The organism is Billgrantia saliphila, assembly GCF_002930105.1.
Classification (GTDB): domain Bacteria; phylum Pseudomonadota; class Gammaproteobacteria; order Pseudomonadales; family Halomonadaceae; genus Halomonas; species Halomonas saliphila.
This window is the reverse complement of record NZ_PJRN01000025.1, coordinates 1-14072: the sequence shown is the minus strand read 5'-3', so window position 1 is coordinate 14072 and position 14072 is coordinate 1. Positions and strand designations below refer to the sequence as shown.

Sequence of the window (14072 nt, the reverse complement as noted above, 5' to 3'; positions counted from 1 at the left end):
TCGCTATCCGCAGGCGAGATGGAGAAGTGACATGATGAAAAAAGCAAAGAACACGATTTGCCTTTGGTACGATGACGACGCAGAAGAGGCGGCGCGTTTTTACGCCAAGACCTTTCCCGATTCGTCCGTTGGAGCGGTGCATCGCGCACCGGGCGATTACCCGTCGGGCAAGCAAGGGGACGTATTGACGGTCGAGTTTACAGTGATGGGTATTCCCTGCTTGGGGCTGAACGGTGGGCCCGCGTTCAAGCACAATGAAGCGTTCTCTTTTCAAGTCGCCACGGAAGACCAGGCCGAGACTGATCGGTATTGGGATGCGATCGTCGGTAACGGCGGCCAGGAAAGCGAGTGCGGTTGGTGCAAAGATAAGTGGGGCATCTCTTGGCAAATTACGCCAATCGCGTTGACCAAGGCGTATACCAGCTCCGACCGTTCCGCCGCCAAGCGGGCGTTTGATGCCATGATGACGATGAAAAAAATAGACGTCGCCGCGATCGAAACGGCTGTTCGTGGTTAGAAGCCAGGGGTCGAGCAACAACATGCAGCGATGGCGCTTCGTCCGCCTTCATTCCGCCTCGGGCCCGGCAAAAGACATCCAATCAGCGGCCTTCGCCGGACTCGCTCCTGAGTCGCTCGCATTGTTCACAGCGTTAGCCGGGAGGGCCCTAGCTATGGCTAAAGTTGTATCGGTAAGCAGATCATCATGCCATCATTTCTCGAAGGAGCCTGTTGACAAAATCATGCTCATAGAAGGTGAAGGTGTTGATGGGGATGCTCACAAAGGTAAAACGGTGAAGCATCGGTCTAGAGTAAAGAAGGACCCAAGCCAGCCAAACCTCAGGCAGATCCATATCATCCATCTTGAACTAATCGAAGAGCTGCAAGAGGCCGGTTTCAGGGTCGGGCCAGCCACGATGGGAGAAAACATCACAACGTCTGGCATTGACGTGCTGTCCTTGCCGACCGGCACTATTCTCTCTATGGGAAATGAGGCAAAACTTGAAGTAACGGGGCTACGCAATCCCTGCGCTCAACTGGACAATTATCAGCAGGGTCTCACGGCTGCAGTCCTTGGTCGAGACGAAGAGGGAAACTTAGTGCGGCGTGCTGGCATAATGTGCATCGTGATTAGCAGTGGTGTTGTCCGGCCGGGCGATCAGGTTAAGATCCAGTACCCTAAAGAGCCGCATCGTCCGCTTCTGCCTGTATAGGGCTAACGAAGCACTGCTGCGGACGATTTTTCCGACTCATTCTGCGCCTCCAAATCGCTGCAGAGTGCGGTATTGAACTAAAACGTTTCGCGATAGCTGTCGTCGAATCATTTCTTCGCCCCATCTGTACAGTTGTCCTCCCCCCTGGCTTAGGTCCGCCACCTACATGAGAAACCGCCGGGCCACAAAGCACCGGCCGCTTCCTCATCCCTCGCCAGTACCCCTCACGCCTCGATCCACACCTCATCGTCCTTGAAGCCCACCTTCAGGTGCGCAGCGTTGTGATTCGTTTTCCAGGCACCGGCCGTTTTGGAGCACTGCCTCTTAGCCCGCTTCGCGTAAGATATCGCTGACATAACGTAAGCTTTTTTCCACACAGACATGGCCAAAGTCAAAATTTAGTATAGTTACGTAGATTTACACACACAAAAACGTTAGCGTTGGACTAAGCGGGATGAAGCAAAGAGCGTTAGCCGGATCTTCTGAGCGAGATGTAGTCTTGGATTATTCTTCGACCATATTTGAAGCCGTACGCCCGCTGTGGTGGCTCCTCCTCGTCGCGCTGGCGCTCGGCATCCTCAAGTCTCGCTGGGTCAAGGGCCTGTTCGGCGAAGCCTTCGTCAAGCTGATCGCCTGGGTGCGGCTGCCCGCGGATGAGTACCGTGGCATTCACAACGTCACGCTTGCCTCGCCCGACGGCACCACCCAGATCGATCATATCCTGGTCTCCCGCTACGGCATCTTCGTCATCGAGACCAAGCACATGACGGGCTGGATCTTCGGCAGCGAGAAGCAGGCGCAGTGGACCCAGAAGCTCTACCGCAAGACCTTCAAATTCCAGAACCCGCTGCGCCAGAACTACAAGCACGTGAAAGCGCTGGAAGCCCTGCTAGACGTGCCCATGGAAGCCATCCACTCAGTGGTGGTCTTCTCGGGCAGTGCCGTGTTCAAGACCAAGATGCCGGACAACGTCACCATCGGTGGCGGCTATGTGCGCTACATTAAGTCGTTCCGCGAGCCCGTATTGAACGATTTTCAGGTCCGGGAAGCGCTGGAAAGAATCGAAACCGGCCGGCTTGCACCCAACCGGGAAACGCACCGTCAGCACGTCAAGCAGCTTAAGGCCCGCTTCGAATCCAGCTCCGACCGAACCTGCTCGAAGTGCGGAAGCTTCATGGTGCTGCGCACATCCAAAAGAGGCGCAAACGCCGGCAACCGATTCTGGGGATGCTCGGCCTATCCCCAGTGCCGGGAGGTGCAGGATGTGGCGTAGGATGAGTAACTGCATCGTGCGGTTGTTGCTCAAGATTCGGCTACGCAAGCCGATGACTCATATAGCAAGCCAAAGTAAATAAATGGCTCAAATCGGATTCCAATGTCATCCGATGAAAGCATGACGGCGGCCTATAACCGCCAGGGCGGGGGCTGGTGAGCAGCATCCCCTGGCGGTAGCGTGGTTGAATGACTCGGTATCTCTTATCCCAGAGGGCTGCGCACGCCGGCAAAGCCCTTGCCCAGTACATGCGTATAGATCTGAGTGGTTTTCCACGCTCTTGTGCCCCAGCAATTCCTGAACGGTGCGGATATCGGTTCCCTGGCTCAGCAACTGAGTGGCAAAGCTATGCCGCAGAGTATGGCAGGAGCCGGGGCGTGGTAGCGATGCGGCTCGCATGGCGTGTCTGACGGCTCTTTGCACTGCCGATGGGTGAATATGGTGGAGAACCACCTTGCCATCCATATCGCAGCAGGGCCGGGTGGCAGGAAAAAGCCACTACCAAGCCAACGAGATGCCCGCATTTGGATACTTGCGATCCAGCTTGTGAGGTAGCGTCACCGGTACGCGGCCATGATGCAGGCGATAGTCAAGTTGCTGTTTGGCTGTGGAGATTTGATGCTGCAAGGCAGGAATACAGGCCGCAGGCAGCAAAGTGGTTCTGTCCTTGTCGCCCTTGCCAGCTCTCACTGTTACAACCTGGCGCTCGAAATCGATATCTCGAACACGTAGGCGACAGGCTTCGATAAGCCGCAGCCCTGAGCCGTACATCAAAGTCCCCATCAGATACATGGCGCCACAAAGATGGCCCAGTACGCGCATCACTTCCTCGTGGGATAGCACCACTGGCAACCGCCGTGGGCGCTTGGCGCGTGAGAATTCACCGATCTCTCCAAGGGCTGCTCAAGAACATGGCGATAGAGGAAGACGATAGCATTCAGAGCCTGGTTCTGAGTGGCAGCTGCCACTTGGCGTTCCACCGCAAGGTGCTCCAGAAAGGCACGCACCTCGGAACCACCCATGCTGGCAGGGTGGCGCACGCCATGGAAGCGAATGAAGTAGCGTATCCAATAGCAGTAGGTTTTCTCGGTACGCGGGCTGTAGCGCTTCACTCGCATGGTAGCCTTCACCCGGTCCATCAGCTTCGGCGGTCTGATGTGTGTATCCATAGAGCAGCTCCCTCATTATATGGATATGCATACAGTGTTATTGGTTCTGGCAAAACGCGCAAGCGCGCGAATTCTGCATAGGTGGCCTAGCTATACTTAGGTTGAAGAAAATCAATGCGTTAGGAGAAAGGAAGTGCGCCAGATAATATTGTTGAACGCGCAGTCCAATCACTGTTACGCATAAAAGCAAGGAGTTCATGGTTTGTCGTTTGAGATCCAGCCTTGGTCAGAAATTGCTGATCAGTTCACCGATAACCTTTTGCTGGGAAACGGTGCAAGTATTGCGGTCGATGATCGATTCAGATATCGGTCTTTAAAGGAGCACGCAATCGAAAATGGTCTTTTCACCAAGGATGTACGAAGTCTCTTTGATTTTTTTCGCACCGATGATTTCGAATTGGTTTTGAGAATCGTTTGGCAATCAACGAATGTCAACGCAGCGCTTGATATAGAAGATGATAAGACGGAGCAAGCCTACCGCCATGTTCGAGATTGTCTGATTGATGCAGTGCGAGATATTCATCCTGAGTACGGAGAAGTGGAAGATCATTTTCCAACTGTAGCCAAGTTTATGAAAGGGTTTAAAACTGTCGTTTCGTTAAATTATGACCTAATCGTTTATTGGGCGATGATGCACGGCAATGAGTTAAAAAACCGACACCGCTTTAAGGACTGTTCCCTGGCCGAAGCTTTGATGATGACTGGAGTAGATTCAGAGAGCCGTTTGGGGACGATAAAGATAGCTCACTAGTTTTCTATCCCCACGGAAACTTAATCCTGGCGAGGGACAAGCTAGAGAACGAGAGGAAAATCGCGTCTGCTGGGAATGGCTTGTTGGAGAGCATATTAGAGAAATGGGCGGCCGGTAGCTATGTGCCGCTTTTTGTAAGTGAAGGGACAATGGATCAAAAAAAGAAATCCATCAAAACTAGTTTCTACTTGAATACAGTCTACAGAGAAGTTCTGCCATCTTTCTCAAGCACCGTTGTTTTTTATGGATGGGGAGCCGGCGACCAAGACCACCACATCTTAGATCAGATTGCTCGGTCAAAGCCGCAAAAGTTGGCGTTTTCGGTTCGCGATAACGACCAAGGGTACTGCAACCGAATTAATGAACTGGTTAAACAAGTTTGTGGCGAAGGCTGTAACATTTTCTTCTACGACAGTGAGAGTGCAGGCTGTTGGAATAATGCGTAACAAGTGGGTGAAGCTGACCGGCACTGCGCTGCGCTCCGTACCGGCAGCTTACCCAAGGCGTTATAAGTCGATGAGCCTATTGTACAAATATGTGTCGAAACGAATTATGATGGTTTTATCACCCATGAGTTTTCATAAAAGGATATAAGGAGCTGAAAGGTATGAGCGGAGGAAAAAGCAAAAATGCCGCGCTAACAACTGCCTTAGCCTTTCATTACCAGGTGCTAATCGGCTTGGATAAATGCTTCTCGCTTGACGAAGGCCAGTCGGTTTGGTTTGAAAAAGACGGTGACGTTAGTCTGATTTCGCCAGATGCTTTGGCATCGACTCAAACTGAAGTGAAAGATTATGCCGCACCGCTTACCGACCACCACGAGAATCTTTGGAAAACACTCAAAAACTGGTTGGCTCCAGAGTTTGATCATACTCAATATGGCGTTCTAGTGCTGCATACAACTCAGCCTTTTGGGGCAACCACCCGGCTAAAGGAATGGAACACACAAACAGCCGAGCAACGTTTGGCAGTGCTTAAGGATATTTTTTCCGATCGTAGTGATACGCAGCTTAACGCAGAACCACCATCGGAAATCATAAAACTTCAGAAAGCCGTGATGTTAAACGCTGATGATGAAAATTTGATAGCTGTACTGGAAAAAACTGTACTGCATGTTGAATCGGAAGATTTAGATGAATTGAAAAAATCTTACTTCAATAAGCTCAGTGGTTATATTCCGCATTCAAATAGACAGGCTTTTGCTGAAGGTTTAATTGGCTTTATCTACGAGCAAGCAAATTACGCAAGATGGGTTATCGATAAGACAGCTTTTGACCAAAAGCGAGAAGCCCTAACAGCAAAATGGGGGCCTACGTTATTTACTATTCCAGATTTCGACGCAAGAGATGCAACTGAAGACGAAATTGATGCATATATTACCGAGCTATTCGCTCAAAAAATTCTTGAAATTGAGTATGAGAATGTGCTGCCCGAGGCAACAGGTAACTGGTTAGAGTTAAGAAATGCGTTAATCGAAGAATTGAATGGCTACCCGCAATTCAGGGAAGCGGTTGGCCAATATCGAGAAAGGTGGATTAGAATATTTTCCGCAAAATACCGTAGCGCTTGCCGGAAAACAGGTAGCCCAGTGGCGCTAGCGCAAGATTTATATGACCAAGTAACCAGCGAAACACCATTCGGAATTGAAGGTTACCCAAACCCAGATCCTGTTTTTAGAAATGGCTTGATTCACGACGCTATGGACGATGACGAGCAAGATTTGAAGTGGAAGGTAGAGCCATGAGCAGTATTGTCGACGCCCTATACGAATTAAAGTACAACCCGTTTGAGTATGGTCCATATCTGGCCTCGTTTTATACACATTTGGATGATTCTGAAAATAGCTTGTTGCTAGCTCAGTTGGTAATCCCGCTGTGTAGTCACCCTGTTTACAGTCATAAGCTCTTGAACTCAAACAAGCGAAGCTCAATTTGGACAGTTTTTGACGACCGTGCAAAACTTTATGATCTTCAAGAGCGAATTGACGGGTTTCAAGCCTTAACAGAGCAATGTATTCAATATTGCTTAATCAATGACTGGCTATCGGTTAATGAGCAACAGCTATCCCTTGGTAAACGTGATGGGGCTGATTCTGTCTTTGTCCATAAAAAAAGCGCAGAAAAATTAGGTCGATTATTTAGTGGTCACTCAGTGGTTGAGATATATGCGTTTTTAGGAGTGAAGCCACGATGAAAACACTTATACATGAAATTGGTGTGATTGATAAAAAAGGGAATAAGCACCCTGTTAATTTTAAGGCTGGACTTAATGTTGTTACCGGTAAGTCATCGACAGGTAAAAGTGCCTTAATTGAAATTTTTGATTATTGCTTTGGTAGTGGTGAAAACACCATCCCTAAAGGCGTTATTACCAACAGTGCCGCCATTTACTATGTGGCGCTTGCTGTTAATGAGCAAGATATGGTGATTGCTCGTGATCCTGATATTGCGACAAAAGCTTTTTTTCGTCGTGTTGAGGCATTCAACACTTCAGAAATTGACCGCGACTACTTCAATTCCAGCTATTTTCGTCCATTGGACGAATTTAAAAAGCACTTACGGGGCTTTTTCTTAGATATAGATGATGTTGATGAATCTTTGGCAGCGAGAGCCAATCGTAGATTTAACCAGAAAGCACCTACACCCTCTGTCCGTAGCTTTTCATCGTTTATGCTTCAACATCAAAATCTTGTGGCCAATAAGCATGCATTATTTTATCGGTTTGACGAGAAAGAGAAGCGAGACCAGGCTATTGAGCATACTAAGATCTTTTTAGGGCTTGTGGATCAAAAGTTTTTTCATCTAAAACAAGATCAAGAACGACTTAATGCAGAAATGCGACGCTTAGAGCGCCAAAAGGAAACTAACAAACGTACATCCGAAAGTTACAAACAAAAAGTGGGCCCAGTTTTAAGCCAACTCTACGCCTTGATGGGGTTTAAAGATGACCCGTTATCACTGGATAAGGTGCTTCGCCATCCTCAAGATGCTAAAGAGCAACTCGATGGCATCATAGTTTCTGAGAAAATTGACTATAATTCTGATGCTATGACACGCCGCTACGATCAGTTGAAACTGGCGCGTAATCAACAAGCGGCAGAGTTAAGGAAGCTGCAGCGGCAAGCTTCGTCGATTAAAAATCATATTCAGGAAGAAGAACGGTTCGTTGATAACGTAAAGCAGTTTAAATCACCAAAGGATGTGCGTATCTCTGCTGCTGTTTGCCCCTTTTGTCATACTGAAAAAGACAGTTTGCGCCAAAGCGCTGAAAACCTTCACCAAGCTATCACTAAAGTATCTGGAAATCTTGCTCAAGCTCGCCCGATGAAAGCAAGGTTTGAGTCGTCTTTAGTCGATGTAAAGCGTTCTGTTGAGGTTGTAAGTAAAGAACTTACAGAGCTAAACCAGCAAATAGCAGAGATTGAAAAAACAGAGAAGCACCTAACAGAACAAAAGAGCCTGTATGAAAGCATTGTTATGCAGAAGGCAAAACTGTTTGCGCTTCTTGATACCCTTAATATGGCTGACGATGCGGAGCTTGAGAAGAATATTAAAGACACAAAAAAACAACTCAATGGCATTAGTAAAGACCTTAAAGCATACAATGTACAAAAAGGCTTAGAAGAGGCATCGGCTAAAGTAAATGAATATATGGCTGAGATTGGCAAGCACTTTGAATTTGAAAAAAGCTATCTGCCTATTAATCTACGTTTCTCTTTTGAAACATTTGATTTATATCACTTGCAGGGAGAAGAGAAAATCTTTCTGAGGTCAATGGGCAGCGGCGCAAATTGGCTATACTGCCATATTACGTTGTTTTTAGCATTGCATAAGTATTTTGCTGAGCACGCTGATGAATGTGCCATTCCATCGATACTGTTTTTAGATCAGCCGACGCAAGTGTATTTCCCCAACTTTAACCGTGATACTGCTGAGAGCTTTGATGAGCAAAAGAGTCAGGAAGAAAAGCAGCGAACAAAGATAGAAAGACCCATCGATGAAGATATAAAAGCTGTTGAAAATTTATTTAGCAGGCTTTCGATCTACTGTAATGAACTTGAGTTGGATAACGGATTTAGCCCACAAATTATCGTGACAGACCATGCGGATAATTTGAAACTGTCCAATGGAGTGTTGTTCGAGTCTTTGGTAAATGGTAATAGGTGGCGAACGCGCGGCTTGATTCATCCTATTCAAGAATAAATAGAGGCTAAGAATGGGATGGTGCTGCTTATAACAAGGCGCTGCTGTCGGACAAATTTTCCGCTTTGCTCCAAATTTGCCGCAGAGCGCGGCGTTAGGCGGACAACAGCCGTGATCACCCGAGCAACCCTTACCCACGAACTGAAAAGCCTTGGCGTACAGACGAATGAGACGCTCATGGTGCATGCGGGCCTGCGGAAAGTTGGGCCAGTAGAGGGTGGCGCGGATGCGCTTCTCGACGCACTGCTTGAAGTAGTGGGTTCTGAGGGGACCTTGTTAATGGTCCTTGGGGCAGATGCCGACGTCCCGTTCGATGCGCAAGAATCTCCCGCGGAAGCGGGCATGGCGTACTTGCCGAAGTGTTCCGCCGCCGCACTGCCACCCGAGTCAACGACCATGCAGCAGCTCGCTTCGGAGAGTGCGGCGCCCGAGCGATAGAGCTGCTCGAACCGGTTCCACTTCACGACTACTACGGCCCCGGATCTGTGTTGGCGAGATTTACCGATATAGGAACGGTATTAAGGCTAGGCGCCGACGCTGACACCGTTACCCTGACTCATTGGGCAGAGTACTTGGCAAAGGTCCCGGGCAAGCGCCGTGTGCGGCGGCGCTACGTCCGCTGCGATAGCGGGGAACAGTGGATCGAAAGCCTGGACGACTCGGAGGGCATTGTTGACTGGGACGAAGGGGACTACTTCTCTCAGATCTGGTGGGATTTTCTCCGAAGCGGCCAGGTGCGCACGGGGCGTGTCGGCCATTGCACCGCTGAGCTCTTTCCAGCAGCTTCATTCGTGACGTTTGCAGTTGAGTGGCTGGAAACCAGGTTCTGATGGACACCACCACTGTCGATTTCGGTCAGCTCCGTTCGACACTAGATAGCCACCCACAGCAATCACCCACTGAACGGAGCTGATCATGAAGCACATGGCGAAGAATACGATCTGCCTTTGGTACGATGGCGCCGCTGAGGAAGCCGCCCGATTTTATGCCGAGACCTTCCCCGACTCATCGCTCGATGCGGTGCACCGGGCCCCTGGGGATTACCCAGCGGGCAAGGAGGGAAGCGTGTTGACGGTCGAGTTCACCGTGTTGGGCGTGGCGTGCCTCGGGCTGAACGGCGGGCCTATGTTCAAGCACAGCGAGGCGTTCTCCTTCCAGGTGGCGACCGAAGACCAGGAGGAGACGGATCGCTACTGGAATGCCATCGTCGGCAATGGCGGCGAGGAGAGCGAATGCGGGTGGTGCAAGGACAAGTGGGGCATCTCTTGGCAGATTACGCCGATCGCGCTGACGAAAGCGTTCACTAGCCCTGACCGCGCCGCTGCCAAGCGGGCGTTCGATGCCATGATGACGATGAGGAAAATCGACATCGCCAAGATCGAGGCTGCCTTTCGCGGTTGAGATGAGAAAGGGCTTAGCCAAAGCCGCCGACGCTACCCCAGCGTCGGGGGGTGATCAGTCATTGTCTCTCGGTGGTGTCCAAGCCGGTGCTTCGTCCACGGTTCGCCGTGCGTCCTCCCGCATGGCGTGCCCCAACGACTCTTCGAGCTTCATGAACAACTCCCCGTAGCGCGGGCTGAAGTGGATGCCTTCTTCGATATTGCGCCAGGCGTCGAACAGTTGGTCTTCGTGGGCTTTTTCACTGGCAATAAAGGAGTCGGTCATCCGGCGGGCGCGTTGTGGGTGGACCCCCAGGGCGGTGAGGGCCTCGCCACCGAGTTCCAGGGCGGAGTAATAGGTTTCGCTCACCACGTCGTCGGCACCGGCTTCGCGCAATTCATAACCATGGCCGCGGTCGAAGGCGCGGGCCAGTATCCAGACCTCCGGGTAAAGCTGTTTGACATGGCGCACCAGGCTCACGGCCCGGTCGCGGTCGTCGATGGCGACGACCAGCAGGCGCGCCTCGGCAATGCCGGCGGTTTCCAGCAGTTCGACGCGGGTGGCGTCGCCAAAGTAGCTTTTCAGTTGGATGCGGCGCAGATTTTCGATCTGATCCAGGGCATGGTCCAGGGCGACGCTGGGAATGTTGTTGGCTCGAAGCAAACGACAGACGATCTGCCCGAAGCGGCCGACCCCAGCCACGATCACCGGGGCCCGCTCTTCTATCTGATCCGGCTCCGCTTCTTCATTGGTTGCCTTTTGATAGCGCGGCAGCACCACCCGGTCATAGACAATGAACAACAGCGGCGTCAGGAACATGGACAGGGCCACTACCAATGACAGCACCTGGGCGGTGTCCGCCGGAATCACCCGGCTCTGGGTGCTGTAGGTCAGCAGGACAAACCCGAACTCACCGGCCTGGGCCAGCCCGAGGGTGAACAGCCAGCCTTCGCTGTCGCGGATGCCGAATGCGAAGGCCAGGCCAACCAGAATCAGCGCCTTGCCCACGATAACCGCCAGGGCGAGAAGAAGGACCGTATCCCAGGCATCCGCCAGCACCCCGAAATTGATCCCCGCGCCCACGGTAATGAAGAACAGCCCCAGCAGCAGCCCCTTGAACGGTTCGATATTGGCTTCCAGCTCGTGCCGGAATTCGCTGTTGGCCAGTACCACACCGGCCAGGAAGGCGCCGAGTGCCGGCGACAGGTTCACCAGGCTCATCAGTGCCGCGATGCCGATAATCAGCATCAGGGACGTGGCGGTGAACACCTCCCGCATGCCGGACTGCACCACGTAGCGGAACAGCGGCCGGCTCAGGTAATGGCCGCAGACAATCACCAGCACGATCACACCGACAACCACTAGCCCATGCGCCCAGCCCGGCAGGTTCTCAACCAGGCTGAGGCTGCTGTGTCCATGTTCTGCGTCGGTGCCGGAAATTCCCGGCACGGCCAGCAGCGGGATGATGGCCAGCATGGGAATCACCGCGATGTCCTGGAACAGCAGCACTGAGAAGGCACTTCGGCCGCCTTCGGTCTTGACCAGACCCTTTTCGTTCAATGTTTGCAGGACGATCGCGGTTGAGGAGAGGGAGAAGAGAAACCCCACCGCCACGGCTGTTTGCCAGGGGAGGCCCAGGGACCAGGCAAAACCGGTGGCGGCGGCTGCGGTCAGTGTGACCTGCAGGCCGCCGAGACCGAGCAGGCGGACCCGCATGGCCCAGAGGGATTTGGGGTCAAGCTCCATCCCCACCAGGAACAGCATCATTACCACGCCGAACTCGGCAAAATGCTGAACGGTGGTGGTCTCCTGGCCCACCAGTCCGGTCACTGGCCCTATGACCACACCGGCCACCAGGTAACCGAGTACCGACCCCAGCCCGAACCGCTTGGCCAGTGGCACCGCGATCACCGCCGCCACCAGGTAAATAAACGCCTGAACAAAGTAGTCTGTCATCAGAGTAGTCAATCATGTCCGTGGGCCGAATATAAGATATTCGTTCATCCAACCTTAGCCCTACGGCTGTTTTCCGCTTCCGGTTCCGAAAACGGGGTGACCCTCCCCCTGGTTTGGCTCCGCTAACAATTCTCCCTGGCGTGGGTCCGCCACTGACATGAGCAAAAGCCGCCGACGCTTCCCCAGCGTCGGCGGCTTTTTCTTTTCCAATGGCGGAAACCTCAGGCCTCGATCCACACCTCATCGCCCTTGAAGCTCATCTTCCAGGTGCGTAGCACTACGCTGTCGTCTTCCAGGCACTGGCCGTCTTCCAGGCGGAAGTGCTGCTTGTAGATCGGCGAGGCGACCACGAGCTGGCCCTTGAGATCGCCGACGATGCCGCGGGCGATGACGTTGGCGTTGGAGAAGGGGTCGTGGTGGTCCAGGGCGTAGAGTTCCTGCGCCTGGCCGGGCAGGTAGAAGACTGCCACTTGGGCCGGGCCTTCCGGGGTTTCCACCCAGGCGGCGACGCCGGAGTAGGGCACCAGATCGGCGCGGGTGCAGAGGGTTTGCCAGGTCTGGGTCATGGTCTTGGCCGCAATTGCTGAACTCATTTCTTTTAATCTCCAGATACGTTTCGGGAAATCGGCGAGCGGGTATCGCGCAACAATGCGATTCGCACGCGCAGCGATTTCCATCACGCAGGCCTTAATTGCCCGCGCTCGGTGGTGTAGATGATGTCCGGATCGGGGCGCGCGTCGTTGACGAAGCTGCGGAAGCGCTTGAGCTTCTCCGGGTCGCTGATGGCGTTGGCCCATTCGCACTCGTAGGTGTCGATTACGGCCTGCATCTGCCGGTCGAGTTCTTCGCCGATGCCGAGGCTGTCCTCGAGGATCACCTGCTTGAGGTAGTCCAGGCCGCCTTCCAGGTTCTCGCGCCACACCGAGGTGCGCTGCAGGCGGTCGGCGGTGCGGATGTAGAACATCAGGAAGCGGTCGATGATGCGATAGAGCTGTTCGTCGTCGAGGTCGGTGGCGAACAGTTCGGCGTGGCGCGGGCGCATGCCGCCGTTGCCGCAGACATATAAGTTCCATCCGTTCTCGGTGGCGATCACGCCGATGTCCTTGCTCTGGGCCTCGGCGCACTCGCGAGTGCAGCCGGAAACGCCGAACTTGATCTTATGCGGGGCGCGCAGGCCCTTGTAGCGGTGCTCCAGCTGGATCGCCATGCCCACGCTGTCCTGCACGCCGTAGCGGCACCAGGTGCTGCCCACGCAGGACTTCACCGTACGCAGCGATTTGCCGTAGGCGTGGCCGGTCTCGAAACCGGCTTCGATCAGTTCGCCCCAGATCGCTGGCAGGTCTTCCAGGCGGGCGCCGAACAGGTCGATGCGTTGGCCGCCGGTCACCTTGGTGTAGAGCTGGTACTTCTGCGCCACCTGGCCCAGCACCACCAGCTTGTCGGGGGTGATCTCGCCGCCCGGCACGCGGGGAACGACGGAGTAGGTGCCGTTCTTCTGCATGTTGGCCATGAAGGTGTCGTTGGTGTCCTGCAGCGGGATGTGGGCCGCGTCGGTGATCGGCTCGTTGAAGCAGGAGGCGAGGATCGAGGCCACCGCCGGCTTGCAGATGTCGCAACCCAATCCCGATCCATGCTTCTCCATCAGCTCGCTGAAGGTCTTGATGCCCTCCACCCGCACGATGTCGTAGAGCTCCTGGCGGGTGTAGTGGAAGTGCTCGCAGATCGACTTGTCGACCTCCACGCCACGGCTCTCGAGCTCAAAGTCCACCAGGTTCTTGAGTAGGGCGGCGCAACCGCCGCAGCCGGTGCTGGCCTTGGTGGCGCCTTTCACCGCGCCGAGGTCCACGGCGCCGGCGTCGATCGAGGCGCACACGTCGCCTTTAGTGACGTTGTGGCACGAGCAGATGGTGGCGGTTTCCGGCAGGGCGTCCGGCCCCAGCGCGGGGGCGGCTTCGCCACCGGCGGGCAGGATCAGCGCGGCCGGGTCCTCGGGCAGGTCGATGCGGTTGGCGTAGTACTGGTGCAGGGTGTCGTAGTAGCTGTTGTCGCCCACCAGCATGGCGCCCACCACGCGCTTGCCGTCGCTGGAGACCACCAGCTTGCGGTACTGCTGCTTGATGGGATCGAGGA

General features: G+C 53.6%; 15 protein-coding genes and 1 pseudogene. 10 read left to right on the top strand and 6 right to left on the bottom strand.

Features of this window, described 5'->3' with window-relative positions:
• Nucleotides 1-31 precede the first annotated feature (31 nt).
• The 3 genes from CYJ07_RS18880 to CYJ07_RS18870 all read left to right on the top strand — a co-directional run bounded on the left by CYJ07_RS18880 (nucleotide 32) and on the right by CYJ07_RS18870 (nucleotide 2484).
• Nucleotides 32-517, top strand: a complete 486-nt coding sequence (locus tag CYJ07_RS18880) for a VOC family protein (protein ID WP_104205246.1) — start codon at nucleotides 32-34, stop codon at nucleotides 515-517.
• 154 nt (nucleotides 518-671) lie between these two features.
• Nucleotides 672-1211, top strand: coding sequence for an MOSC domain-containing protein (locus tag CYJ07_RS18875; RefSeq protein ID WP_104205272.1), 540 nt, complete (start codon nucleotides 672-674; stop codon nucleotides 1209-1211).
• A 499-nt stretch (nucleotides 1212-1710) separates the two neighbouring features.
• Nucleotides 1711-2484, top strand: coding sequence for a nuclease-related domain-containing protein (locus tag CYJ07_RS18870; RefSeq protein ID WP_197038434.1), 774 nt, complete (start codon nucleotides 1711-1713; stop codon nucleotides 2482-2484).
• A gap of 105 nt (nucleotides 2485-2589) precedes the next feature.
• Here the strand turns inward: CYJ07_RS18870 and CYJ07_RS20860 are convergent, their stop codons facing one another.
• The 3 genes from CYJ07_RS20860 to CYJ07_RS20380 form a co-directional block, all read right to left on the bottom strand.
• On the bottom strand, nucleotides 2590-2883 hold the full coding sequence (locus CYJ07_RS20860) for a tyrosine-type recombinase/integrase (RefSeq protein ID WP_331280943.1): 294 nt from the start codon (nucleotides 2881-2883) through the stop codon (nucleotides 2590-2592).
• 99 nt (nucleotides 2884-2982) lie between these two features.
• Entirely contained in the window at nucleotides 2983-3306 is a 324-nt protein-coding gene (locus tag CYJ07_RS20855) for a tyrosine-type recombinase/integrase (RefSeq protein WP_156085527.1), read from the bottom strand.
• On the bottom strand, nucleotides 3306-3653 hold the full coding sequence (locus tag CYJ07_RS20380) for a site-specific integrase (protein WP_156085526.1): 348 nt from the start codon (nucleotides 3651-3653) through the stop codon (nucleotides 3306-3308). Before CYJ07_RS20380 ends, CYJ07_RS20855 begins: the two co-directional genes overlap by 1 nt.
• A 202-nt stretch (nucleotides 3654-3855) precedes the next feature.
• On the opposite strand from CYJ07_RS20380, the pseudogene CYJ07_RS20930 reads away from it, so the two are divergent.
• The 7 genes and pseudogenes from CYJ07_RS20930 to CYJ07_RS18825 all read left to right on the top strand — a co-directional run bounded on the left by CYJ07_RS20930 (nucleotide 3856) and on the right by CYJ07_RS18825 (nucleotide 10007).
• A pseudogene (locus CYJ07_RS20930) lies at nucleotides 3856-4850 on the top strand (DUF4917 family protein).
• Nucleotides 4851-5011: 161 nt separating this feature from the next.
• On the top strand, nucleotides 5012-6148 hold the full coding sequence (locus CYJ07_RS18850; RefSeq protein WP_104205244.1) for an adenylate cyclase: 1137 nt from the start codon (nucleotides 5012-5014) through the stop codon (nucleotides 6146-6148).
• Entirely contained in the window at nucleotides 6145-6597 is a 453-nt protein-coding gene (locus tag CYJ07_RS18845; RefSeq protein ID WP_104205243.1) for a three component ABC system middle component, read from the top strand. The genes CYJ07_RS18850 and CYJ07_RS18845 overlap by 4 nt, the downstream gene beginning before the upstream one ends.
• Nucleotides 6594-8606, top strand: coding sequence for a DUF3732 domain-containing protein (locus CYJ07_RS18840; RefSeq protein ID WP_104205242.1), 2013 nt, complete (start codon nucleotides 6594-6596; stop codon nucleotides 8604-8606). The genes CYJ07_RS18845 and CYJ07_RS18840 overlap by 4 nt, the downstream gene beginning before the upstream one ends.
• Before the next feature lie 18 nt (nucleotides 8607-8624).
• Nucleotides 8625-9044, top strand: coding sequence for an AAC(3) family N-acetyltransferase (locus tag CYJ07_RS20925; protein WP_104205241.1), 420 nt, complete (start codon nucleotides 8625-8627; stop codon nucleotides 9042-9044).
• Entirely contained in the window at nucleotides 8930-9436 is a 507-nt protein-coding gene (locus CYJ07_RS20920; protein ID WP_104205240.1) for an AAC(3) family N-acetyltransferase, read from the top strand. The genes CYJ07_RS20925 and CYJ07_RS20920 overlap by 115 nt, the downstream gene beginning before the upstream one ends.
• 85 nt (nucleotides 9437-9521) lie before the next feature.
• Nucleotides 9522-10007, top strand: coding sequence for a VOC family protein (locus tag CYJ07_RS18825; RefSeq protein ID WP_104205239.1), 486 nt, complete (start codon nucleotides 9522-9524; stop codon nucleotides 10005-10007).
• Nucleotides 10008-10061: 54 nt separating this feature from the next.
• On the opposite strand, the gene CYJ07_RS18820 is transcribed toward CYJ07_RS18825, so the two are convergent.
• The 3 genes from CYJ07_RS18820 to nirB form a co-directional block, all read right to left on the bottom strand.
• Nucleotides 10062-11942, bottom strand: coding sequence for a monovalent cation:proton antiporter-2 (CPA2) family protein (locus tag CYJ07_RS18820; protein ID WP_104205238.1), 1881 nt, complete (start codon nucleotides 11940-11942; stop codon nucleotides 10062-10064).
• A 221-nt stretch (nucleotides 11943-12163) separates the two neighbouring features.
• The gene (gene nirD / locus CYJ07_RS18815) at nucleotides 12164-12535 is read right to left on the bottom strand and encodes a nitrite reductase small subunit NirD (protein ID WP_104205237.1); all 372 of its coding nucleotides are present in this window, start codon (nucleotides 12533-12535) and stop codon (nucleotides 12164-12166) included.
• A gap of 83 nt (nucleotides 12536-12618) precedes the next feature.
• A partial coding sequence (gene nirB, locus CYJ07_RS18810; protein ID WP_197038431.1) for a nitrite reductase large subunit NirB occupies nucleotides 12619-14072 on the bottom strand: 1454 nt, incomplete at its 5' end.